Origin of the sequence: Microbacterium sp. RG1, assembly GCF_005347485.1 — a bacterium.
Taxonomy (GTDB): domain Bacteria; phylum Actinomycetota; class Actinomycetes; order Actinomycetales; family Microbacteriaceae; genus Microbacterium; species Microbacterium binotii_A.
Map to the genome: position 1 here is coordinate 348,410 of NZ_CP034121.1, position 23,936 is coordinate 372,345.

General features: G+C 70.0%; 21 protein-coding genes. 13 read left to right on the forward strand and 8 right to left on the reverse strand.

Going from position 1 to position 23,936, the window contains the following annotated elements:
* Positions 1-63: 63 nt before the first annotated feature.
* Complete coding sequence (locus tag EHF32_RS01580) at positions 64-1,674, reverse strand: Mur ligase family protein (RefSeq protein ID WP_137416494.1); 1,611 nt, start codon at positions 1,672-1,674, stop codon at positions 64-66.
* Positions 1,675-1,764: 90 nt separating this feature from the next.
* On the opposite strand from EHF32_RS01580, the gene EHF32_RS01585 reads away from it, so the two are divergent.
* Positions 1,765-3,060 carry a M50 family metallopeptidase gene (locus EHF32_RS01585; RefSeq protein WP_137416495.1) on the forward strand — a complete coding sequence of 432 codons (1,296 nt, stop codon included), beginning with the start codon at positions 1,765-1,767 and terminating at the stop codon, positions 3,058-3,060.
* A 3-nt stretch (positions 3,061-3,063) separates the two neighbouring features.
* Here the strand turns inward: EHF32_RS01585 and EHF32_RS01590 are convergent, their stop codons facing one another.
* Positions 3,064-4,959 (reverse strand): chorismate-binding protein, encoded by a 1,896-nt coding sequence (locus EHF32_RS01590; protein WP_137416496.1) that lies wholly within the window; start codon positions 4,957-4,959, stop codon positions 3,064-3,066.
* A 242-nt stretch (positions 4,960-5,201) separates the two neighbouring features.
* Between EHF32_RS01590 and ispG the strand changes: the two genes are divergently transcribed.
* The gene (ispG, locus tag EHF32_RS01595) at positions 5,202-6,332 is read left to right on the forward strand and encodes a flavodoxin-dependent (E)-4-hydroxy-3-methylbut-2-enyl-diphosphate synthase (protein WP_137419071.1); all 1,131 of its coding nucleotides are present in this window, start codon (positions 5,202-5,204) and stop codon (positions 6,330-6,332) included.
* A gap of 208 nt (positions 6,333-6,540) precedes the next feature.
* Here ispG and EHF32_RS01600 read toward each other — a convergent pair whose 3' ends face one another.
* Entirely contained in the window at positions 6,541-7,560 is a 1,020-nt protein-coding gene (locus tag EHF32_RS01600) for a 1-aminocyclopropane-1-carboxylate deaminase (RefSeq protein WP_137416497.1), read from the reverse strand.
* Complete coding sequence (locus EHF32_RS01605) at positions 7,557-8,246, reverse strand: GntR family transcriptional regulator (RefSeq protein WP_137416498.1); 690 nt, start codon at positions 8,244-8,246, stop codon at positions 7,557-7,559. The genes EHF32_RS01600 and EHF32_RS01605 overlap by 4 nt, the downstream gene beginning before the upstream one ends.
* Before the next feature lie 198 nt (positions 8,247-8,444).
* Here EHF32_RS01605 and EHF32_RS01610 point away from each other — a divergent pair, with 198 nt between their 5' ends.
* From EHF32_RS01610 to EHF32_RS01630, 5 genes are all read left to right on the forward strand, one after another.
* Positions 8,445-8,981 carry an RNA polymerase sigma factor gene (locus tag EHF32_RS01610; RefSeq protein ID WP_137416499.1) on the forward strand — a complete coding sequence of 179 codons (537 nt, stop codon included), beginning with the start codon at positions 8,445-8,447 and terminating at the stop codon, positions 8,979-8,981.
* Entirely contained in the window at positions 8,972-10,132 is a 1,161-nt protein-coding gene (locus EHF32_RS01615) for a hypothetical protein (protein ID WP_137416500.1), read from the forward strand. Before EHF32_RS01610 ends, EHF32_RS01615 begins: the two co-directional genes overlap by 10 nt.
* 5 nt (positions 10,133-10,137) lie before the next feature.
* A complete protein-coding gene (locus EHF32_RS01620; RefSeq protein WP_238343763.1) occupies positions 10,138-10,701 on the forward strand; it encodes an RNA polymerase sigma factor in 564 nt (187 codons plus the stop codon).
* Positions 10,692-11,840: a hypothetical protein gene (locus EHF32_RS01625; RefSeq protein ID WP_137416501.1), complete on the forward strand. Its 1,149-nt coding sequence runs from the start codon at positions 10,692-10,694 to the stop codon at positions 11,838-11,840. Before EHF32_RS01620 ends, EHF32_RS01625 begins: the two co-directional genes overlap by 10 nt.
* Before the next feature lie 61 nt (positions 11,841-11,901).
* Positions 11,902-13,659 carry a proline--tRNA ligase gene (locus EHF32_RS01630; RefSeq protein WP_137416502.1) on the forward strand — a complete coding sequence of 586 codons (1,758 nt, stop codon included), beginning with the start codon at positions 11,902-11,904 and terminating at the stop codon, positions 13,657-13,659.
* Between the two features lie 3 nt (positions 13,660-13,662).
* On the opposite strand, the gene EHF32_RS01635 is transcribed toward EHF32_RS01630, so the two are convergent.
* Positions 13,663-14,274, reverse strand: coding sequence for an acetate uptake transporter family protein (locus tag EHF32_RS01635; protein WP_137416503.1), 612 nt, complete (start codon positions 14,272-14,274; stop codon positions 13,663-13,665).
* A gap of 83 nt (positions 14,275-14,357) precedes the next feature.
* Entirely contained in the window at positions 14,358-15,152 is a 795-nt protein-coding gene (locus tag EHF32_RS01640; protein WP_137416504.1) for a DUF1206 domain-containing protein, read from the reverse strand.
* Between the two features lie 86 nt (positions 15,153-15,238).
* Here EHF32_RS01640 and EHF32_RS01645 point away from each other — a divergent pair, with 86 nt between their 5' ends.
* From EHF32_RS01645 to rbfA, 5 genes are all read left to right on the forward strand, one after another.
* Positions 15,239-17,074: a lipase family protein gene (locus tag EHF32_RS01645; RefSeq protein WP_137416505.1), complete on the forward strand. Its 1,836-nt coding sequence runs from the start codon at positions 15,239-15,241 to the stop codon at positions 17,072-17,074.
* Between the two features lie 72 nt (positions 17,075-17,146).
* Complete coding sequence (nusA, locus tag EHF32_RS01650; RefSeq protein WP_137416506.1) at positions 17,147-18,133, forward strand: transcription termination factor NusA; 987 nt, start codon at positions 17,147-17,149, stop codon at positions 18,131-18,133.
* Between the two features lie 106 nt (positions 18,134-18,239).
* Entirely contained in the window at positions 18,240-18,440 is a 201-nt protein-coding gene (locus tag EHF32_RS01655; RefSeq protein ID WP_234073280.1) for a YlxR family protein, read from the forward strand.
* Positions 18,441-18,499: 59 nt separating this feature from the next.
* A complete protein-coding gene (infB, locus tag EHF32_RS01660) occupies positions 18,500-21,268 on the forward strand; it encodes a translation initiation factor IF-2 (protein WP_192900674.1) in 2,769 nt (922 codons plus the stop codon).
* 136 nt (positions 21,269-21,404) lie between these two features.
* Positions 21,405-21,833: a 30S ribosome-binding factor RbfA gene (rbfA, locus tag EHF32_RS01665; RefSeq protein ID WP_137416508.1), complete on the forward strand. Its 429-nt coding sequence runs from the start codon at positions 21,405-21,407 to the stop codon at positions 21,831-21,833.
* Positions 21,834-21,837: 4 nt separating this feature from the next.
* On the opposite strand, the gene EHF32_RS01670 is transcribed toward rbfA, so the two are convergent.
* Positions 21,838-22,335, reverse strand: a complete 498-nt coding sequence (locus tag EHF32_RS01670) for a flavodoxin family protein (RefSeq protein ID WP_137416509.1) — start codon at positions 22,333-22,335, stop codon at positions 21,838-21,840.
* An 86-nt stretch (positions 22,336-22,421) separates the two neighbouring features.
* On the opposite strand from EHF32_RS01670, the gene EHF32_RS01675 reads away from it, so the two are divergent.
* A complete protein-coding gene (locus EHF32_RS01675) occupies positions 22,422-23,042 on the forward strand; it encodes a CPBP family glutamic-type intramembrane protease (protein WP_137416510.1) in 621 nt (206 codons plus the stop codon).
* 13 nt (positions 23,043-23,055) lie between these two features.
* On the opposite strand, the gene EHF32_RS01680 is transcribed toward EHF32_RS01675, so the two are convergent.
* The gene (locus EHF32_RS01680; RefSeq protein WP_137416511.1) at positions 23,056-23,922 is read right to left on the reverse strand and encodes an A/G-specific adenine glycosylase; all 867 of its coding nucleotides are present in this window, start codon (positions 23,920-23,922) and stop codon (positions 23,056-23,058) included.
* Positions 23,923-23,936: the final 14 nt, after the last annotated feature.

Below are 23,936 nucleotides of genomic sequence, written 5' to 3' on the forward strand. Positions count from 1 at the left end.
GGCACGCCAGGGACCAAGGTCCTGCGCACGGCAGGAGCCGCCGCAGAGCGGACGGATGCGGGGTCAGTCCTCGTAGGGAACGGGCCAGCGCGGCTCGGGAACGGGCCACCCGGCATCGCGCAGCGCGCGGCGAGCGAGCTCGCGGGCGGAGTACGGCGTGCGCTGCCCGCGGATGTCGCGGTAGTCCTGGTGACCGGGTCCGGCCCAGAGGATCGCGTCGCCCTCGCCGACCAGCGCGACGGCCTCGACGATCGCCCGCTCGGGCGGCGAGAACTCGTGGATCTCGGCATCCGGACGTGCGCGGCGAGCCCCCTCGATGAGGGTCGCCCGGATGGAGGTCGGTTCCTCGAAGCGCGGATGATGGTCGGTGATGACGAGGATGTCGCTGCCCTCGACGCCGGTGCGCCCCATGTCATGGCGCTTCGTCGCGTCGCGGTCGCCGTCGGCGCCGAACAGCATCAGCACGCGGCCGGGGGTGACGCGACGGACCGCCGCCAGGGTCTTCTCGAAGGCATCGGGCGAATGCCCGAAGTCCACGTAGACCGCGGGTCCCGCATCGCCCGACACCCGCTCGGTGCGACCCGGCAGATAGGCGTCGATGCGTGAGCCGTCCAGCGCGTCCACGAGGCGCTGCCACGGATAGCCGCCTTCGTACATCATGACGATCGCGAGCGCCGCGTTGGCCGCCATGTGGCGACCGATGACGGGCACCACCGTCTCGAGGCGCTCGCCGGCAGGACCGTGCAGCGCGAACCGTGTGCCCTCCTGGCGCTCGTCGATGATCTCGACGCGCCACTGGGCGGTCTCGGCGAGCACGGCGTCGGCCGCGATGTCGGGCGTCGCGATGGTCGTGAAGGGGATCTCGCACCGGGCCACGACCTCGGCCGCCGCGGCGGAGTCGAGCGAGATGACGGCGCGACGGGCGCGGTCGGGGCGGAACAACGGGAGCTTCGCTTCGAGGTACTCCTGCATGTCGGCGTAGTCGTCGAGGTGGTCATGGGTGAGGTTCGTGAAGGCGGCGACGTCGAAGACGATCCCGTCCACGCGGTGGCGGCTGAGCGCCTGCGCGCTCACCTCGACGGCGACGGCCTCGACGCCCCGCTCGCGCATGAGCGCGAGGAGGGCATGGAACTCGGATGCCTCGGGTGTCGTCAGGCGCGAAACGATCACCTGGCCCGCGATGTGGCGCTCAGCGGTGGAGGAGAGCCCGGTGACGACTCCGAGCTGCGACAGCATGCCTTCGAGGAGGTGGGAGACGCTCGTCTTGCCGTTGGTGCCCGTGGTGGCGAACAGGAGCGGGAGGTCGTCGTCGACGCCCGTGCCGTAGACCCATGCGGACAGCTCGCCCATCCGCGCCCGCGGGTTCTCGAGGACGAGCACCGGGACGGCGGGCGTGCCGACGAGATCGGCGCCCGCCGCATCCGTGATGATCGCGACCGCGCCGCGTTCGATCGCCTGGGTGGCGAACTCCGCCCCGTGGCGGTTCACCCCGCGGAGGGCGACGAACGCCTCGCCCGGGCGGAGATCGGCGGTCGCGAGGGTGATCCCGTGCAGCGAGACGCCTCGCGCATCGCCGCGGACCTCTGCTCCGAAGCGGTTCGCGAGGTCGTCCAGCGCCCGCGTCGGAGGGTTCTCTGGGCGCAGGACCGGGGGCAGATTCGCGGGCGATGACATGGCCCTCCATTCAATCAGACGCGGTCCGTGCTCGTGGCTCGCCGTGCCCGTGCACGGCTCGCTCAAAGCCGTCGCCGCTACGGTGGTGCGGTGACGATCCTCGCCTTCGTGATCGGTGTCGTGGTGCTCATCGTCGGCCTCGCCGTCTCGATCGCCCTCCACGAGATCGGTCATCTCGTGCCCGCCAAGGCCTTCGGTGTGCGCGTCGGTCAATACATGATTGGCTTCGGCCCGACGCTCTTCTCGCGCCGCCGTGGTGAGACGGAGTACGGCATCAAGCTGCTGCCGCTGGGCGGTTACATCTCGATGGCCGGCATGTACCCGCCCGCGCCTGCGCTCGAAGAGGACGCGTCGACGCCCGGTCGCGCGGCTCGCAGGCGCGTGTCGTCCCGCTTCTTCGGCACGCTCGTGCAGGATGCACGCGACGCCAACGCCGAGACGCTGATCGGCGCCGAGGATCGCACCTTCTACCGGCTCCCCGTCTACAAGCGGGTCATCATCATGCTGGGCGGCCCCTTCATGAACCTGCTCCTGGCGATCGTGCTCTTCACGATCCTCTTCAGCGGATTCGGCGTGCAGACGGCGACGACGACCGTCTCCTCGCTCAGCGAGTGCGTGCCGACGTCGTCCACATCCCAGGAGTGCGCATCCTCCCCGGCACCTGCCGCGCAGGTCGGCCTCGAGCCGGGTGACACCATCGTCTCGATCGACGGCCAGGCCGTCGCCGACTTCACCGCGGCGACCGCCCTCATCCAGGCCTCGCCGGGCCGGGCGATGAGCTTCGTCATCGACCGCGACGGTACGCAGCGCACCGTGACGATCACGCCGGCAGCCGTCCCCAAGACGGACGACCCGAACACGGAGATCGGCTTCATCGGGGTGCGACCCACCGGCGCGCTGGTCGCTCAGCCGCTGTGGGCGGGTCCCCAGGCGGCGATCGAGAACGTGGGCGCCGTCGCCGGCATCATCGTCAAGCTGCCGGTGATGGTGGCCGAGACGGCATCGACCCTCGTCACGGGCGCCGAGCGCGATCCGAACGGACCGCTGAGCGTCGTGGGCGCGGGCGTGATCGCCGGCGAGATGGCGTCGTCGTCCTCGCCGATCGTCAATCGCGTCGCGGGAATCGTCGGGCTGCTGGGCTCGCTCAACATCGCGCTGTTCGTCTTCAACCTCGTGCCTCTGCTGCCGCTCGACGGCGGTCACGTCGTCGTCGCCCTCTGGGACGGCATCAAGAGGTGGTGGGCGCGCATCGGGCACCGCCCTGCACCCCGCCCGGTCGACGCCACGAAACTCGTCCCGTTGACATTCGTCGTGGTGGCTGCCCTCGCGGTCATGGGCGGCGTGCTGATCCTGGCGGACCTGATCAACCCGCTGTCGCTGATCTGAGCCTCAGACGACCGCCGCGCCCAGCGCGGCGGAGATGAGACGCTCGAGGGTCCGCATCCCATCGCGGGACAGGATGGATTCGAGGTGCCCCTGCACCGAGGCGAATCCCTCTCCGCGGAGCGCATAGACGTCGCCGGACACCGGATCGGCCGACACCTCGACGTCGTCGATGACCGAGGTGCCCGGCGCGACGCGAGCGGTGAAGGTGTTGTAGAAGCCGATGGATGCGGGCTCCCCGAACACGTCCACCTCGAGTTGCAGACCCTGGTGCGGGCGCGCGAGCGGTGCGAGCGCGATGCCGAGGCGATCCGCGAGGATCTGATGGCTCAGGCACACGGCGAGCAGCGGACGGCCGGCATCCAATCGGGAGCCGACGACCTCGCGCATCCGACGGATGCGGTCGCTCTCGTCGTCGCGCGGATCGCCGGGGCCGGGGCCCGCGATCACGAGGTCGGCCGCATCGAGCGCGGCGGCGTCCGCGACGCTCCAGTCGACGATCGTCGTCTCGAGACCGAGGTGTCGCAGCTGGTGCGCGAGCATCGTCGTGAATCGGTCTTCCGCATCCACGACCACCGCCGTGCGGCCCGCGAACGGGCCGTCGGCGGAGCCGCCCTGCGGGTTCAACCAGAACGCCGCGAGGCGGGCGTTCCGCGAGGCGAGAAGGGCGGCGATGTCCGGGTCGTCCGCGAGCGGGCGGGCAGCGGCGGGTGCGTCCGGGTCGGCGACGCGCGTGCGGGGGACGGCACCGATGGCGCCCAGCACGCCCGCGGCCTTGCCGTGCGTCTCGCCGACTTCGCCGTCCGGGTCCGAGTGGCGCACGAGCGTCGCGCCGACCGGCACCCGCAGGCGACCGTCGACGAGGTAAGCGGTGCGGATGAGGATGGGGGCGTCGAGGTCGTGGCCGGTGCCGGCCGCATCCGTCGTCGGGGTGAACAGCGCCGCGACGCCCGAGTAGTAGCCGCGCGGTTCGGTCTCGTGTCGCGCGATCACGGTGCAGGCGTTCTGCATGGGCGAGCCGGTGACCGTCGGCGCGAACATCGTCTCGCGCAGGATCGTGCGAGGGTCGAGCCGCGACGAGCCGCGCAGCATGTACTCCGTGTGCGTGAGGCGCGACATCTCCTTGAGGTGCGGGCCCGTGATGCGTCCGCCGTCGGAGCACACGGCGCTCATCATCTTGAGTTCCTCGTCGACGACCATGAAGAGCTCTTCGGTCTCTTTGGTGGACTCCAGGAACTCGGCCAGCGTCTCGACCGTCGCGCCGGTGTCGGGGTGGCGGAAGGTGCCGGAGATGGGGTTCATCGTGACGATGCCGCCCTGCGCGCTCACGTGGGCCTCGGGGCTCGCGCCGACTGCGACGTGTCCGTCGGTGACCACCGCGAAGGTCCAGTACGCACCGCGCTCGTGCTCGAGCAGGGCTCGGAACCAGGTGAGCGCGGTGACACGCGGATCGGCCGCCACCGACGCGGTGAAGTCCCGACGGATGACGAAGTTGGCGCCCTCGCCGCGACCGATCTCGTCGGCGATGACGGTGCGGACGATGCCCGCGTACGTCTCGTCCGACATGTCGAAGCCCGCATCCTCCAGGGGGATCGGGGCCGTGGGAAGGGCCGCGAGCACCTCGTCGCGAGGGAGCGCGCGGTGGTGCGTGACGACGAGACACCGCAGCGGCGCGCCGTCGTCGTGGCAGACGAAGCCGCGCTCGCGCACCTGCCGGTACGGCACCAGTGCCAGCACCTCGCGAGGGGTGCCGTCGGCGTCGTGCAGCGGGATGTCGGCGAGCAGCTCGACGTCCACCACATCGCCGGTGAGCACCTCGACGGTGTGCGTGTCACGCGCGATGAGCGCGAAGGGCGCTGCGGATGCGGTCAGCTCGCTGAGCAGGGAGGCGGCGTTGTCCATCTTGGTCGTTCCTTCGTCCAGAAAGCGGCCGCCTCATGAAGAAGGACCGCCCGGGGGCGGTCCGTGTCGCACACGCACACCGCCTACGCGGTGTGCCACCAGATGCGGTTCGTGTGCATGGCGAGAAAGTACCACATCCGCCCAAGGGAGCTCCGCGACCTCGGGCTGACGCGGGCGCGAGCCTCGGTCCCTACACAGCAGCGGGCGCGTAGGCTGATCGCGTGCCAGCCGTGAACCTCGGGATGCCGCGCATCCCGGAAATCCTCGCCCCGCGCCGCAAGAGCCGTCAGATCCGGGTCGGCAAGGTGCTCGTCGGCGGAGACGCGCCCATCAGCGTGCAGTCGATGACGACCACCAAGACGACCGACATCAACGCGACGCTGCAGCAGATTGCGGAGCTGACCGCATCCGGGTGCGAGATCGTGCGCGTGGCGGTTCCCAGCCAGGACGACGCCGACGTGCTGCACATCATCGCCAAGAAGAGCCAGATCCCCGTCATCGCCGACATCCACTTCCAGCCGAAGTACGTGTTCCAGGCCATCGACGCCGGGTGCGCTGCGGTCCGGGTGAACCCGGGCAACATCCGCCAGTTCGACGACAAGGTGGGCGAGATCGCCAAGGCCGCATCGGCGGCGGGCGTCTCGCTCCGCATCGGCGTCAACGCGGGTTCGCTCGACAAGCGTCTGTTGGAGAAGTACGGCAAGGCCACTCCCGAGGCGCTCATGGAGAGCGCCGTCTGGGAGGCGTCGCTGTTCGAGGAGCACGACTTCCACGATTTCAAGATCTCGGTCAAGCACAACGACCCCGTCGTGATGGTGAAGGCGTACCGCCTGCTCGCCGAGCGGGGGGACTGGCCGCTGCACCTGGGCGTCACCGAGGCCGGTCCTGCCTTCCAGGGGACGATCAAGTCGGCGACCGCGTTCGGCATCCTGCTCTCGGAGGGCATCGGCGACACCATCCGTGTCTCGCTCTCCGCGCCGCCGGCCGAGGAGGTCAAGGTCGGCCACCAGATCCTGCAATCGCTGAACCTGCGCGAGCGCAAGCTCGAGATCGTGTCGTGCCCCTCGTGCGGCCGCGCCCAGGTCGACGTCTACACCCTCGCCGACGACGTCACCGAGGGTCTGAAGGACATGACCGTGCCGCTGCGCGTGGCGGTCATGGGCTGCGTCGTCAACGGACCCGGTGAGGCGCGAGACGCCGACCTCGGTGTCGCCAGCGGCAACGGCAAGGGCCAGATCTTCGTCAAGGGCGAGGTCGTGAAGACCGTGCCCGAGAGCGAGATCGTCGCGACCTTGATCGCGGAGGCCAATCGCATCGCCGCCGAGATGGGCCCCGATGCCCCGCTGGGCACCGCGCAGGTCGTCACCGCCTGACCCTCCCGCATCCGCTCGGGTTGTCTCTTGCCGGCTGCCGAGTTGCGTCGCATGTGCGCAGATGCCACAGGTTTGCGCACATGCACCTGTCAATGACTGGCGCGTTTGCGCAACGGCGACGCAACTCGGGTATGGAGGGCGGTGGCCGGTCCTCGGGAGAGAGCGCCCCGCGTCCCGGTGACGGATGCGGGGCGCTCGCCGTCGTGGGTCAGCTCCAGAGGGAGTGGTAGGCGTTGATCGCCGGCTGGCCGCCGAGGTGCGCGTAGAGCACCGTGGAGTCCTTGGGGATGTCACCGGATCCGACGAGGTCGATGAGGCCCGCAAGCGACTTGCCCTCGTAGACGGGGTCGGTGATCATCGCCTCGAGCTGGGCGCCGAGGGCGATCGCCTCCATGGTCGAGTCGACGGGGATGCCGTAGAGCTCACCCGCCCAGCCCTCGAGCACCTGGATCTCGTCGTCGCGTAGGTCGCGCCCGAGTTCGATGAGCTCGGCCGTCGCACGTGCGATGCGGCCGACCTGGTCGCGCGTCTTGGTGAGCGTGGCGGATGCGTCGATGCCGAGCACCCGGCGCTTGACACCCGTGAGGTCCTCGAGCGCCGCGAAGCCCGCGATCATCCCCGCGTGCGTGGAGCCGGTCACCGCGCACACGACGATCGTGTCGAAGAACACGCCGAGCTGCTTCTCCTGCTCTGCGACCTCGAACGCCCAGTTGGCGAAGCCGAGACCGCCCAACGGGTGCTCAGATGCGCCCGCGGGGATCGGATACGGCGTGCCGCCGGCATCCTCCACCTCCGAGAGAGCCTGCCGCCACGAGTCGCGGATGCCGATGTCGAAGCCCGCGTCGTCGAGCCGCGAGTCGGCTCCCATCATGCGCGAGAGCAGGATGTTGCCCACCTTGTCGTTGGTGGGGTCGTCCCAGGGGACCCACTTCTCCTGCACCAAGCGCGCCTTCAGCCCGAGGTGGGCGGCGACGGCGGCGACCGCGCGGGTGTGGTTCGACTGGTACCCGCCGATCGACACGAGGGTGTCCGCTCCCGAAGCGAGCACGTCGGGAACGATGTACTCGAGCTTGCGGACCTTGTTGCCGCCGAAGGCGAGCCCGCTGGAGACGTCTTCGCGCTTCGCCCACACCTGGGCACCGCCGAGGTGCTGGGTGAGACGCTTCAGGTGCTGCAACGGGCTGGGTCCGAAGGTGAGCGGGTGTCGGGGGAACTGGTCGAGCTTCATGCGGAGTGCTCCTCGGAGGTCGGGGTGGCGGGGGTCGGGTGCGGTTCCTCGACGGTGAGGCTCTGCCAGGTCTGCTCGGCGAGGGCCGCGGCGCCGGCGACGTCGCCGGCCGCGCACAGCTCGATGAGTCTCGCGTGGCGTGCTGCGGAGGCGTGCCCCTCGGTCGAGCCGAAGCGCAGGCGCTCTGCCCGCTGGAGGACCGGCTCGTACTGCGCCAGAACGGTCCGCACCGCGGCGTTTCCGGATGCGGTGAGCGCGACGTCGTGGAATGCGTGGTCGGCGGCGAGGGCCGCCTCGACGTCGCCGGCCGCGTGCGCGGCGGCGAAGGCGGCGTTCGCTGCGCGCATCCGCTCGATGTCGTCCGCCGTCAGGCGGGGGATCGCCGTCTCGATCGCCAGCCGGTGCATGGCCGCGACGACCGCTTGCGCGTCACGGACACTCTGCGGGTCGATCGGCGCGACGACGGTGGAGCGACCCGGGAGCGCACGAACGAGCCCGGATCGGCCGAGCTCCAGCAGGGCTTCGCGGACCGGCGTGCGGCTCACGCCGAGCCAGGCGGCGATCTCCGTGTCGCGCAGCTGTTCGTCGGGCGCGAGGGTGCCGTCGACGATCGCGTCACGCAGACGGAGGTAGACCTCGTCGCGCAGCAAGGACCGGGGCGGGAGCGTCTGCGAGGGAATCGGCATGCAATATATTGCGCACGGTAGGCGCCGTTCGGTCAAATCGGCGCGCCGTCCCGCGACACCCGCACGACGCGTGGTGCAGATGTGAACACAACTGGTCTCCGAGGCCTGGAACATGCGCCCCGCCGTGCACGGGCCATCGGGTTCGGATGAATCTTCGCAGTTCGGGAACCAGCTTCGTGATGCCGGACACTTCAGAGTGTGAGAGATGCTGAAGCCGCGTTGTGGCAACGGGTGCGTGCCGGTGATGAATCGGCTCTGGGGGATGTGTTCGATCTGCATCAGGAACGTGTGTTCCGACATGCGTTCCGGCTGCTCCGCGATCATGCGGATGCGAAGGATGCGGTGGCGGTGGGCTTCTTCGAGCTGTGGCGCAGACGCGCCGCCGTGCGGGTCGTGGACGGATCGGTGCTGCCCTGGCTGCTGGTGGCGGTGGCGAATGCGGCGCGGAACCTCGAACGTTCGACGCGCCGATACCGCCCGTTGTTGGCGCCCGTGCCGGCGAGCCACGGCGACGCCGAGCCGTCAGGTTCGAATGCCGGTGCGGCCCTGGAGGCTCTGGGGAAGCTGCCGGCGAGCGAGAGGGCTGTCGTGGTTCTGGCGGTACTCGAGGGGTTCTCGGAGCGCGATGTCGCTTACGCGCTCGACGTGCCGCCGGGAACGGTGAGGTCGAGGTTGGCGCGGGCGAGAGCAAGGCTGCGCGACGAGATGGTCGAGATGGAGGCGTCATGGGCGTGAACGACGACCGGCTCTCCGCCGGTGAACAGAACGAGCTGCGCGCGTTGGTGACCGCAGGAGCGGGCCGGATGCGTGCCGCGAAGCGGCGTCGGATGCAGGCGATCACCGGCGGTGCCGCGGTGCTGCTGGTCGCAGCGGTGGTGGGCGCGGTCGCACTGACGGCGCTCGGCAGCCCGGACCGCGTTGCGACACCGGTCGAGACCACCGTGATGACAAACACCCCCACGCCGCAACCCACCGAACAGACCGAGGATCCGGCTGCGGCCGTGCGAGGTGTCGCCCCCTTCGGCGGAGAATGCGCGAATGCGCTCACTGCTGGAGTGGTCGGCGACTTCTACGGCGTCCAGATGACGCTGATGGCGGATGCCTGGTCAGACGGCTCCGTCGCCTTGCAGGGGGGATTGAGCTGCACGTGGAGCAATGTCCCCGGATACGGTGAGCAGAAGCTCACCCTGTGGGCATACCCCCTGAGTGTCGTCGAGCCCTACCTCGCCGGGCTCGAGGAAGCGCCGGGCTGCGGTGCGGAGGCCTCCTACTGCGCTCGGAGCGAAGCCCGCGACGGGCTGTGGGTGTACGTCCGCGCGTCGGCGGTGGGGAGCTCGCCGGACCCGACTGAGGTGATGAACGCGGCTTTCGAGAACGCGGCGCAGTGGCCGAGTGCTGCACCCGCCGCCCCCACGGCTCAGTGGTGGCCGCCGGTCACCTGTGATGAGCTCACCGCGTCAGTCGATATCGCGGGTGCTCTCGGGATGCCGGTGAGTGTGGCTGAGGCGTCGCCGCCTCAGGGGCAGTCGTCGACGGAGATCTCTCCCGGCCAGATCCCGGGCAAGCGTGGAGCTGCGGGTGGTTGTGCCTTCGTCGCGAGTCCGATCCACGACGTGTCTGTGAAGACGGTCTCCGGCGGGGCGGCCTACGCGACGGGGTTTGCTGCCGTCGACGGCGCATCGCCGTTCACCGTGCGCGGCGGCTACGCGGCGTGGACGCTGCCCGACTACGACCCATGGGAAGGACACAACAGGTACGTCGTCGTGTCCGACGGAGTCAATCTCGTTCGCGTGGGTACGAGCCTCGTCGACGGCTCGCCGAGCGATGATGCGCTGGGGGAGCTGGGTGTGCGGGTCATCGAGGCGCTGAACGGAACGGTGGGTTGAGAGAGATGGGTGAGGCCGACGTGACGGACGCGATGCGGGGTAGAGAGAGCGCTGCCTGGCAGCGGGTGCGTGCCGGCGACGAGTCGGCGTTGGGGGAGATGTTCGACCTGCACCAGGGACGGGTGTTCCGGCACGCGTTCCGACTGTTGGGGGATCACGAGGACGCGAAGGACGCCGTGGCGGTGGCGTTCTTCGAGTTGTGGCGCAAGCGGAGCTCGGTCCACGTGGTGGACGGGTCCGCGTTGCCGTGGCTGCTGGTGACGGTGGCGAATGCGGCGCGGAATCTGGAGCGGTCGGCCAGGCGCTATCGGGCGTTGCTGGCGAAGACTCCCGCGGAGCGCCATGTCGATGCGCCGTCGGCGTCGGATGAGAGCGGGGTGCTCGCCGCGCTGAGGAAGCTGCCGGAGCGCGAGCGCGCCGTCGTGGTGCTGGCGGTGCTCGAGGGGTTCTCCGAGCGGGAGGTCGCCGAGGCGCTCGGCGTCGCACCGGGCACGGTGAAGTCGAGGTTGTCGCGGGCGAAGGCGAAGCTGCGCGACGAGATGGTCGAGGTGGAGGCGTCATGGGCGTGAACGACGACCGGCTCTCGGCCGGTGAACAGAACGAACTCCGCGCTCTGGTGACGGCGGGTGCGGGGCGGATGCGTGCCGCGAGGCGGCGTCGGATGCAGGCCATCACGGGTGGGGCGGCCGTGCTGCTGGTCGCGGCGGTCGTCGGAGCGGTCGCGCTGACCGCGATGGGGAGCCCAGACCGGGTCGCCACCCCCATCGAGACCGACACGACCGCGACGCCGACACCGGAACCCACACCGGACCCGACACAGGTCGCGCCGACCGCCCCGGTAGCCGCGTTCGGCGGAGATTGCGCCAACCTGGTCGACACCGATTGGCTGACGCAGCGCGTAGGGCTCAGCATGAGAGAGGAGCCGCTAGCGTGGCCGTACCCCGCCCTCGAACTCAACGGAGCGTTGAGCTGCTGGTGGATTGCGCCCGAGTCGTATGCGAGTCCGCGGCTCGAGATCACCGTTCTGCCCTCCACCGCACAGGACGGTGAAGCTCTGGCGACAAGTGAGCTCTCCTGTGCGGACGAGGCGGGCACCTGTGTCGCTGCCGTCGCCGCGAACGGAACGTGGATGTTCATCCGTGCGTATGCCGCGCGACCGGCGGACTGGGTACCTCAGCTCATTGAGGACCTCGTGGCGCGAGCCGAGCAGCATCCGACGCCGCAGCGAGCGGAGCGCGCCGCCGGATGGTGGTCTCTTCCGGACTGTGAGTGGATAGCCTCGGTGGCCACGCCGAAGGATGCGAAGGAAATGGCGGCCGGTGAGAGCGACTCGCTTCTCGACAGCCTCTCCCGGGAGTCAGCGAGCGGGCTTGCGGGCTACGAGACCTCGTGCAACTGGCTCGTCCCCATCCCGGAGGAGTTCGGAGGCAACGGCGACGCGTCCGCGGGGGTGACGGTCGTACCCGGGGGCGCGCAGTTCTTCGACGCGATCGCCGCGAGCGAGCGCGCGGAACCTGTCACGGTGGCCGGCGCGGACCGCGCCACGACCGCGAGCGGGCTGGATCGGCTGGAGGCGTACGACGCTCGGCTGGTCGTGACGTCGGGCGAGAACATGCTCATCATCACCGGCGACAACGGTCTTCCACCCGAATCCCTGGCGTACCTCGTGGAGCCATACCTCACGGCCCTCAACGCCACGCTGGGCTGAGCCCGGGCCGCCGTGGGTGATCGCGCTCACGGCGGCCCGCCGCATCCGTAGACTGGGAATCGTGGTCACACGTCTGTCAACGTTCTTTCTCCGCACGCTCCGCGAGGACCCCTCCGACGCCGAGGTCGCCAGCCACAAGCTGCTGATCCGCGCCGGCTACATCCGACCGCAGGCGGCCGGCATCTTCGCGTGGCTCCCGCTGGGGCTGCGGGTGAAGGCGAAGATCGAGACGGTCGTGCGTGAGGAGATGGCCGCCGCGGGTGCGCAGGAGGTGCACTTCCCGGCGCTCATGCCCCGGGGTGCGTACGAGGCCACGGGCCGCTGGGACGAGTACGGCGACCTCCTGTTCCGTCTCCAGGACCGCAAGGGCGGCGACTACCTGCTCGCCCCGACGCACGAAGAGGCCTTCACGCTGCTCGTGAAGGACCTCTACTCGTCCTACAAAGACCTCCCGCTGACGATCTACCAGATCCAGGACAAGTACCGCGACGAGGCTCGCCCCCGCGCCGGTCTCCTGCGCGGGCGCGAGTTCACGATGAAGGACGCCTACTCCTTCGACGCGACGGATGCCGGACTCGACGCCTCCTACCAGGCTCAGCGCGACGCCTACGAGCGCATCTTCCAGCGCCTCGGTCTCGAGTACGTCATCGTGCAGGCGGATGCGGGGGCCATGGGCGGATCGCGCTCTGAGGAGTTCCTGCACCCGACCCCGGTCGGCGAGGACACCTTCGTGCGCTCAGCGGGAGGGTACGCGGCCAACGTCGAGGCCTACACGACAGCGGTGCCCGAGGCGCGTCCGATCGACGGTCTGCCGGAGCCGGTCGTCTTCGACTCGCCGAACACTCCGACGATCGCGACCCTCGTCGACCACATGAATGCGGTGCTCGAGGGCGGGTACACCGCCGCCGACACCCTCAAGAACGTCGTGCTCGCGCTCACGCACCTCGACGGCTCGCGCGAGCTCGTCGTGATCGGACTGCCCGGCGATCGCGAGGTCGACGACAAGCGCGTGGAGGTCGCCTTCGCGCCGGCCGAGGTCGCGCCCGCCACCGAGGCGGACTTCGCCGCCCACCCGCTGCTGGTCAAGGGCTACATCGGCCCCTGGTCGCCCGAGGGCGCCGTGCTGGGCGAAGAGTCCGCCACCGGCATCCGTTACCTGCTCGATCCCCGTGTCGTCGACGGCACGAGCTGGGTCACCGGTGCCAACGTCGACCAGAAGCACGTGCACTCGCTCGTCGCGGGACGCGACTTCTTCGCCGACGGTACGGTCGATGTCGCGAATGTGCGCGAGGGCGACCCCGCTCCCGACGGGTCCGGTCCCGTCTCGCTCGCGCGCGGCATGGAGATCGGGCATGTCTTCCAGCTCGGCCGCAAGTACGCCGAGGCGCTCGGCCTCAAAGTGCTCGACGAGAACGGCAAGCTCGTCACCGTCACGATGGGCTCCTACGGGATCGGCGTCACCCGCATCCTCGCGATCATCGCCGAGCTGAACAACGACGAGAAGGGTCTCATCTGGCCCGCCTCGGTCGCGCCCTTCGACGTGCACGTCGTGGCCGCGGGTCGCGATGCCGCGGTCTTCGAGCTCGCGGAACAGGTCAGTGCAGAGCTCGAGTCCCGCGGTTTCGACGTGCTGTACGACGACCGACCCAAGGTCTCGCCCGGAGTGAAGTTCGGCGACGCCGAGCTGGTCGGCATCCCGCGGGTCGTCGTCGTCGGCCGTGATGCGGCCGAGGGTGTCGTCGAGGTGTGGGACCGTCGCACGGGCTCACGCGAGAAGGTCACGCTCGAGACGGCCTACCGGCTGTTGCAGGAGGGCTGAGCCTCAGCTCTCGGATACCGGCGCGCTCCGAAGCCAGGGGCGGCCGAGGGGCAGCAGGCGGCGGTGCATCGTGCGCCACAGGAACTTCTCGACGAGCATGTAGAGCGCCAGGGCGGATGCGGCCAGCAGCAGCACCGAGCCGGCGGAGCCCAGAGTAGGCTCGCCGATGAAGGCTCCGGCGGACTGCAGCCCGAGTCCGCCGGCGACACAGATCAGGGTGGTCGGCAGGACCCGGTTGTGCAGTGCCCCCGGCACGGCGAACAGGAGCGCCAGCACGGCGAAGATCAGCGAGAAGAGTCCGCGCGCCTGCGCGGTCACCTCGAAGAAGCCCAGCTCCTCACCCAGGAGGAAGCCGGGCACGACGATCCAGTACCAGCCGAAGGCGTTGTAGACGATGAAGTGGAAGTCGTCGCCGATGAAGTAGGACAGCATTCCCGCCGTCACCTGCACGACGCCGCCGAACGCGGCACCGACCCAGAACACCGGGTTCTCGTCCTGGAGCCCGAGATGCGCGAGCTGCGCGGTCAGTGTCGCGATCACGAAACCGAGCAGCCCGATGAGACCGGGATCTGCCGGTTGGAACGGGTAGCCGCGGAGGGCGGGGGAGGACGTCATCTCGCTCCTTGGTCGACGGGTATCGTGCCAGCTTGCCGTCCCCGCGCGGGCGTCGGCAACACGGCGGTCGGACCGGGCACGCCTCAGAGGCGGGCGTATCGCGCGCGGAACAGGCAGAACAGCCCGTACGCGATCAGTCCGCCACCGACCGCGATCGCGATGAGCGGGCCCGCGGGCAGCTCGAGGAGGGATCGCACCGCGCCGTCCAGGCCACCCGCCTCCTGCGGATCCACGCGGATCGCCGCCACCCCGAGCAGCACGCCGACCGTTGCGAGCGAGATGCCCTTCGCCACATAGCCGACGACGCCCAGCGTCACCACCAGCGCGCCCGTCGCCCCCGCCGGTACCGACAGCTTCTTGCGGAAGCTTCGCCTGGCACCGATCACGCCGAACGCGATGCCGGCCACGAGGACCCCGACCCCCACGGCACCGAGGATGAACGGTCCGCCCGGGATCGAGAGGACCCCGCTGCTGGTCTCCTTGACGCTCTCGTCTCCGTCCGATCGGCCGCCGACGGCCACGACGATCGCGATGACGCCGAGCGCGGCGAATGCGAGGGCCTGACCTGCCTCCGACAGCGTCCGTGACCACGCGCGCTTCCCGCCCGCCCCGGCCATCGCCGCGACGGCGTGCCACAGGGCCAACGCCAGCAGCGCGAGTGCCACCACCCAGAGCGCGACGAGGCCGGCGGGCGTCGTCGCCAGGGCCCGGAACGCCCCGGACTGGTCGGCGTCGCCGTCCCCTCCGAAAGCGACGGTGAGCACGAGAGAACCCAGCATGACGTGGACGATCCCGGTCGCCGCATAACCCGCCTTCGCGAGTGTGCGCAGACGCGGGTCGCTCTCGAGACGACGGGCGGTCTTCTTCGGAGTGCTCATCGACGCAGGTTACGACCTCGCGCGCCCGGAGCCGAGGGGTTGCGGGGCGTGCGGGGCCGGGGGATCTGCGCGCCTACAATGTCCCGATGCCCGAACACGTTCCGCTGCGCCGTCGACTGCGGGTCAGCGCCCTGCCGGGTCTGCTGGATGCGGCCCCGGCTCGTGTCGTGCTGCTCATCGGTGTCGTCGTCGTCGTGCTCGGCCTGCTCATCGTCATCCGCCCGCTCGCCTCGCTCGTGCTGCTCGGACTGTACGTCGGGCTGAGCGTCATCGTCTCCGGCGTGCTCGAGCTGGTGTCGCGCCGCGCGGGACCCGCCTGGTGGACGCGTCTGATCGCGCTGCTGTGGATCGCGGGCGGGGTCGTCATCCTCGTCTGGCTCGGACGCAGCATCGAGCTGCTGCCTCCGACTCTCGCCGTGCTGCTCGTCGTCGGCGGTCTGGCATCCATCGGCGACGCGCTCGCCCGGGGCGTGGCCAGCGTCCGCGTACTCTCGGCCGTCTGGGGTGGCGCACAGGTCTCGTTCGGCGTCCTGTCGCTGACCTGGCCCGATGTCACGCTGCTCGTCGTCGCGGTCGTCTTCGGTGTGCGCACCATCGTCTTCGGTATCGGACTCATCGCCCGCGGCGTACGCGCCCGGAATGGACGCGCGGAGACCGAAGACCGAGTGCGAGCGGCTCCCTCTCGCCGCCGTAGGGTCCTCCGCGCGGCGGGACGCTACGCGTTGTCATTCGTGCTCGTGGTCAGCACGGTGGGTGGCTTCGGTCTGAACGACTGGCTCCGCGAGGGCGCGCCCGTCGTCGACGCCTTCTACGATCCTCCCGCGCACGTTCCCGAGGGACACGGACAGCTGATCCGCGTGGGTGAGTACGGCGGGCGTGAGCCCGATCGCGGCGAGGTGCAGCGCATCCTCTACACGACGCGCTCATCGACCGGCGCCCCCGCCGTCGGCAGCGGGATGGTGATCATCCCCGACGACCCGCCGCCCGGTCCCCGGCCGGTGCTGCTGTGGAACCACGGCACGACGGGCGTGGCACGCGGCTGCGCCCCGAGCCTCGCCGACGGCACGGCGACGAAGTGGGCGATCCCCGCCCTCGAGCGCATGCTGGCACGCGGCTGGGTCGTCGTCGCCCCCGACTACAGCGGTCAGGGCGCGCCCGGAGACTTCCCCTACCTGATCGGCACGGGCGAGGCGCGCTCGGCGCTGGACGCGGTGCTGGCGGCGGGCGAGATCGAGGACCTCGTGCTGTCGCCCGAGACCGTCGTGTGGGGGCACTCGCAAGGCGGACATGCTGCGCTGTGGACGACCATGCTCGCACCGGAATACACGCCGGGCATCGACGTCCTCGGCACGGCCGCGTTCGCTCCCGCCGCTGATCCCGTCGCCCTCGCGAGCGAGCTGACCGGAGGCGACGCGGGCGCGATGCTGACGGTGCTCGTGTCCTGGGTGATTGTGCCGTACGCCGACACGTACTCGGATGTGCGGCTCGAGGACTACGTGACGACGGGGGCGCGCTCCTTCATCAGGGAGATGACGCAGCGGTGCCTGAGCGAGCCGGGCGTGATGGTCTCGGCATTGACGGCGCTGGGGCTCAGCGAAGACACCCCGTTCGACACCGCCGAGCTCACGCGCGGCGCGCTCGGCCGACGTCTCGCGGAGAACGTTCCGACGGGACCCTGGGACACTCCGCTGTTCATCGCGTGGGGCACGAACGACGAAGTCCTGCCCACGAAGACGCAACGCGACCTGGTGTCGAGGTTGTGCGACGCGGGGGAGCGCGTGCGGGCCGTGCCGGTGGCGGGGCGCGGGCATCAGGACATCCTGCAGCCGCGTTCGGGAATGCTCACCTCGCTCGTGCGCTGGACGAACTCGCTGCGCGCCGACGTGGTGCCCGAGACCGTCTTCGACGACTGCGGCGGATGAGGCCGGATCGGGTAACGTAGGGGGGATGCGGCGGCGTCGCCCGCCGCGAAGAGCTGAATATAGGAGGTCACCGTGGATATCGATCTCGGACTGCTGCGTACCGTCGAGCGCGAGAGGGAGATCCCCTTCGACGAACTCGTCGCCATCATCGAGCAGGCGATCCTGACCGCCTACGCGAAGCACACCTCGCCGACCGGCGAGCTGCCCGAGGGCGCACGCTCTCACCTCGACCGCAAGACCGGGCACGTCGGAGTGTTCATCCCCGTGCGCGACGAAGAGGGCGTCATCGTCGGCGAGGAGGAGAGCACGCCGGAGGACTTCGGTCGCATCGCCGCGTTCGCCGCCAAGCAGGTCATCAACCAGCGGCTGCGCGACATCGCAGACGACGCCGTGCTGGGAGAGTTCCGCGGCAAGGAGGGCGACATCGTCGCCGGCGTGATCCAGCAGGGTCCGAACCCGCGCATGGTCCACGTCGACCTCGGCACCGTCGAGGCGATCCTGCCGCCCGAGGAGCAGGTGCCCGGCGAGGACTACCGCCACGGCTCCCGCATCCGCGTCTACGTGACCTCCGTCGCCAAGGGCACGAAGGGGCCGGCGATCACGGTGTCGCGCACGCACCCCGGGCTCGTCCGCAAGCTCTTCGCGCTCGAGGTACCCGAGATCGCCTCCGGCGTGGTCGAGATCGTCGCGCTCGCGCGCGAGGCGGGCCACCGCACCAAGATGGCCGTGCGCACCGACGATCCGTCGATCAACGCAAAGGGTGCCTGCATCGGCGAGCTCGGCCGTCGTGTGCGCGCCGTCACAGAGGAGCTGAACGGCGAGAAGATCGACATCGTCGACTACCACGCCGACCTCGCGACCTTCGTGGCCAACGCCCTCTCGCCCGCCAAGGTGACGTCTGCATTCGTGCTGGACCAGAGCACCAAGGCCGTTCGTGCGCTGGTTCCGGACTATCAACTCTCCCTGGCGATCGGCAAAGAGGGACAGAACGCCCGGCTTGCCGCGAAGCTCACCGGGGCGAAGATCGACATCCAGCCCGACAGCATCCTGGAGAGCTGACGCGTCCCTGACCCCCTCGGTCGACAGGTGTAAGATGGAACCCGTACGAACGTGCGTCGGATGTCGCACGCGTGCTCCCCGGAAAGACCTCCTGCGGGTTGTCTGCGTGGATTCCGCGCTCGTCATCGACGAGCGCGGGGCGCTGCCGGGCAGAGGCGCGTGGGTCCACGAGACGCCCGAATGCATGGATGCCGCCCTGAGGCGCCGTGCGTTCGTGCGGGCATTGCGTGTGTCAGGCCCGCTTGACACGCAGACCATCGAGAAACGGCTGAACGGCTATGGACACAAAGTGAACGGCTCGAAATGAGACCCGTCCGCGACTAACGGTCTGCCCTGTCCTGGGTAGGCCCCCAAGACAGGAGAATTGTGGCAAAACCACGCGTGCACGAGATCGCTTCCGAGCTCGGCGTCGACAGCAAGGTCGCGCTTGCGAAGCTGAAGGAGCTCGGCGAGTTCGTCAAGAGCCCCTCATCCACCATCGAGCCCCCGGTGGCTCGTAAGCTCCGTGCTGCCCTCGAGGCAGACGGGGTCGCGGCGCCCGCCGCCGCGCCCAAGCCCACGAGCGGCGCCCGTCCGGGCCCGGCTCGTCCCGCGGCACCGCGCCCGCAGGCTCCGATCCCGGCGGCTCCGGCTGCCCCGGCCGCCGAGACGCCTGCCCCGACGCCGGTCGAGTCTGCGGCACCCGCCGCATCCGCACCCGCTGCTCCGGCGGCTCCCGCCGCGCCCGCTTCGGGTTCGACCTCCGCCGCCGCGACCCCGGGCGCCCCCAAGCCCGGTGGCGCTCCCAAGCCCGGCGGTGCAACCCCGCCGCGTCCGGGCGGCGCACCGCGCCCCGGCAACAACCCGTTCGCGAGCGCGCAGGGCATGGGCCAGCGCCCCGCAGGCCCCCGTCCCGGCAACAACCCGTTCGCGAGCGCGCAGGGCATGGGCCAGCGCCCCTCGCCCGGCAACATCCCGCGTCCGCAGGCACCGCGCCCCGGTGCCCCTCGTCCCGGCGCTCCGCGACCGGGCGGTGCCGGTCGCCCCGGCGGCGGCGGTCGTCCCGGCGCTCCGTTCCAGCAGCGTCCCGGCGGTCCCGGTCGTCCCGGCGGTGCCGGTGGCTTCCAGCGGCCCGGTGCTCCCGCGGGCGGCGGCTTCGCCGGTCGTCCCGGTGGCGGCGGTGGCCGCGGCCGTGGTCCCGGCGGTGGCACCGCGGGTGCCTTCGGTAAGGGCGGCGGCAAGTCGCGTCAGCGCAAGTCGCGTCGGGCGAAGCGGCAAGAATTCGAGATGCGGTCGGCGCCGGTCGTCGGCGGCGTCAACGTCCAGAAGGGCAACGGCGAGATCATCCGCCTGCGTCGCGGTGCCTCCATCGCCGACTTCGCGGACAAGCTCGAGGCGCTGCGCGGGTACACCGTGCAGCCCGGAACGCTGGTGACCATCCTGTTCAACCTGGGTGAGATGGCGACGGCGACCGAGTCGCTCGACGAGGCCACCTTCGAGGTGCTCGGCGAGGAGCTCGGCTACAAGATCCAGATGGTCTCGCCCGAGGACGAGGACAAGGAGCTCCTCGAGGGCTTCGGTCTCGACCTCGAGGCCGAGTTGGAGGCGGAGAGCGAGGACGACCTCGAGATCCGTCCTCCGGTGGTGACCGTCATGGGTCACGTCGATCACGGTAAGACCCGACTGCTCGACGCGATCCGCCAGACCAACGTCGTGGCGGGCGAGGCCGGTGGCATCACCCAGCACATCGGTGCGTACCAGGTGTGGACCGAGCACGAGGGCATCGAGCGCGCGATCACCTTCATCGACACCCCGGGTCACGAGGCGTTCACCGCCATGCGTGCCCGTGGTGCGCAGGTGACCGACATCGCGATCCTCGTGGTCGCCGCCGACGACGGCATCATGCCGCAGACGGTGGAGGCCCTCAACCACGCGCAGGCCGCTCAGGTGCCGATCGTCGTGGCCGTCAACAAGGTCGACAAGCCCGATGCCAACCCGGCCAAGGTGCGTCAGCAGCTCACCGAGTACGGCCTCGTCGCCGAGGAGTACGGCGGCGACGTCATGTTCGTCGACGTCTCGGCCCGTCAGGGGACGAACATCCAGGAGCTGCTGGACGCCGTCCTGCTGACCGCGGATGCCGGCCTCGACCTCACGGCGAACCCGAACAAGGCTGCGCGCGGTGTCGCAATCGAAGCGAAGCTCGACAAGGGCCGTGGATCGGTGGCCACCGTGCTCATCCAGTCCGGAACGCTGCGCGTCGGTGACGCGATCGTCGCGGGAACGGCCTACGGGCGCGTGCGCGCCATGATCGACGAGAACGGCGACCCGGTGGAGGAGGCCTGGCCTTCTCGTCCGGTGCAGGTGCAGGGTCTGAACTCCGTGCCGCGCGCAGGCGACGTCTTCATCGTCACCGAGGAAGACCGCCTGGCCCGTCAGATCGCCGAGAAGCGCGAGGCCGCCGAGCGCAACGCGCAGCTGGCCAAGGCCCGCAAGCGCATCTCGCTCGAGGACTTCACCCGCGCGCTCGAAGAGGGCAAGGTCGAGTCGCTCAACCTCATCATCAAGGGCGACGTGTCCGGTGCCGTCGAGGCGCTGGAGGAGTCGCTGCTCAAGATCGAGGTCGACGACTCCGTGCAGCTGCGCATCATCCACCGCGGTGTGGGTGCGATCACCGAGTCCGACATCAACCTGGCGACGATCGACAACGCGATCGTCATCGGCTTCAACGTCCGTCCCGACACGAAGGCCCGCGAGCGCGCCGCTCGCGAGGGCGTCGACGTCCGCTTCTACTCCGTCATCTACAACGCGATCGATGACGTCGAACAGTCCCTCAAGGGTCTGCTCAAGCCGGAGTACGAAGAGGTCCAGTCGGGTGTCGCCGAGATCCGCGAGGTGTTCCGCTCCTCGAAGTTCGGCAACATCGCCGGTGTCATCGTGCGCTCGGGAACCATCACCCGCAACGCGAAGGCCCGCGTCATCCGCGACGGCGTCGTCATCGCCGACGGGCTGGCGATCGAGTCGCTGCGCCGCTTCAAGGACGACGTCACCGAGGTGCGTACGGACTACGAAGCCGGTATCGGCCTCGGCAAGTACAACGACATCCAGATCGGCGACGAGATCGAGACGACCGAAATGGTGGAGAAGCCGCGCGGCTGATCCTCCGGTTGCCACGGACTCGGATGTCCGTCCTCGGCAAGAACGGGGCCCCTGCCCCGATCGCCTCGGACGGACATCCGAGTCCTCCGCAGTTCCCGAGTCCACGCCGGTGTTTTGAGAGAGGGAGAAGAAGGACATGGCCAGTGAACGGCAGGCGAGGCTCGCCGACCGCATCCGCGTGCTCATCGCCGAGCGGCTCGAGAAGGGGCTGCGCGATCCGCGTCTCGGCTTCGTGACCATCACAGACGTGCGCGTGACAGGAGACCTGCAGCACGCGTCGGTGTTCTACACGGTGCTGGGTACCGAGCAGGAGCGTCTCGACTCCGCGGCGGCTCTGACCGCGGCGACGGGCATGCTGCGCAGCGAGGTGGGGCGCAAGCTCGGCGTGCGTCTGACGCCCACGCTCGAGTTCATCCCCGACGGCGTTCCCGAGAACGCCGGTCACATCGAAGACCTGCTGCGCGAGGCGCGCGAGCGTGACAGCGCCGTGGCGGGACTTGCCGCATCGGCCCAGTACGCCGGTGACGCCGACCCCTATGTCTCCCGCGAGGACGACGAGGACTGATTGCTCATCGGGGCGCGGTCAACGCGCGTCCCCAGGCGTAGGCCCGTTCGAGCTCTCCCTGCTCGAGCGGGCCTTCGCGCGATGTCACCACGAAATCGGCGGTGTCGGACACGAAGAGCGCACGGTGCTTGGCCGCGCGCGCGATCGACTTCGCGGCCGAGCCGACGATGAATGATCGACCCTGACGGGTGTCGAAGGCCGCGACCCGAGCCGGCGGGCTCTCCACGACGAGCGTGGCGAGCCACTCGCGGACTCCCGGCGCGTGAGGGACAGCTGCACCGTGGGTGCGCGCTTCGGCACGGCTCGACGGTGTCGGCAGTGTGAAAGCGTGGGTCGGGGCGCCGACGATGAGCAGGTCGAGCGACGGGGCGAGGGAGGACGGTGCGTCCGCCACCGCACACAGTGTGAGCACGTCGGAAAGCTCTCCGGCGCCGCGGGCGATCTCCTCGGCCACCTGGCGGGTGTTGCCCCAGAGCGATTCGTAGACGATCAGCGTCTCCACGCCCCGCACCGTACGCCCGCGAGAAGCGAAGCGCCGGCTCGCCGGGCCGGGATTAACAGAGCGGGAGGCGCCGCTAACGTGGCGATATGTCGTCTGCTCCTCAACCGCGCCCACGTACGGCGCCGTCCCCCGTCGACGTCGGGAGCGCAGCGGCGGCCGTTCCGATGTGGTTCGCGCTCTTCGCGCTGACACCGGGGTTGTTCGCGGACGGGCCCGGCGCTCTCCTGTCGCAGGATGTCGATCTGCGGCTGGCTGCGGAGACGATGCTCGTGGTCGTCCTGGCGGTCGCCCTGATGCTCGCGCTTCGTCGGGAGAGTCGGATCCTGTTCGCCCGAGGCCGCACGATGTGGGCTCTCGTGTTGCCGGCAGTAGCGCTGGTGGCACTGCCCTTCCATTACGCACTTCCGCGCCCGCTTCTGCTCTACGTCGTATGGATGGCGGCATCCGTGCTCTGGCAGGACTACCTGACCTTCGGACTCCTGCAGTCGTTCGTCCGGCGGATCCTGCCGGCCTGGGGGAGCGTGCTCGCGGTGGGTGTGCTCTTCATGTGCGCGCATCTGGTCTACCTGCCCGATCGCTTCTTCTCGCCGCTGCCGGCGCTGGCGATGCTCGCGCTCGGAACCGTGCTCGCACTGCTGCGGTCCTGGACGGGGACCCTGCACGTGGTGCTCGCACTGCACCTGAGCTTCTATTACCTCTTCGCCTGAACCGTGCCGAGTCTCAGCGCGGCAGGCGGAGCTCACCGTCGACGGCCTCTGCGAGCCCGTCCGCAATCAGGGAATCGATGGCGCGATCGCGTTGGAGGGCGTCGGGCCAGTCCGCTGCCACGTGATCGATTGCGACCGCATGATCGGATGCGTCGCGCAGCTGCTTCAGGACCGCACCGCGCGCCTGACGGTCGCTGCCCTCATATCGCGCCTGACGACGGCGGGTGTCACCCGTGTCGGGGTAGCCCGCCGCGCGCCACGCGCACATCGTGCGGAGCGGACATTCGGCGCACCGAGGGCTGCGCGCCGTGCACACGAGTGCGCCGAGCTCCATGGCGGCGGCGTTCACAGCGGCGGCCGTGGCCGCATCCGCGGGGAGGAGCGCGTCCATCGCCGCGAGGTCGCGTCGGGAGGGAGGGCCGGGCTGCGCCTGGCCGTCGATCGCTCGGGCGATGACGCGCCGCGTGTTGGTGTCGACGACAGGGTGGTGGTCGCCGTACGCGAAGACGGCGACCGCACGGGCCGTGTAGTCGCCGATCCCGGTGAGAGCGAGGAGCTGATCGACCTCGCGCGGCACGACCCCGTCATGCCGATCGCGGATCTCGACAGCCGCACGGTGCAGCCACAGCGCGCGACGGGGGTAGCCCAGATTCGCCCACTGGCGAACGGCGTCGGCCGGTGCCGCCTTCGCGAGTGCCGTGGGAGTGGGCCACAGAGCGAGCCAGGCCTCGAGGTGGGGGATCACGCGGTTCACGGGGGTCTGCTGGAGCATGAACTCGCTCACGAGGACACCCCACGCGCCGAATGCGGGCGCGCGCCACGGAAGATCGCGCGCGTTGTCGCGGTACCAGGCGACGAGCGCTGGGGCGAGATCCGGCATCCCTCCAGCCTAGG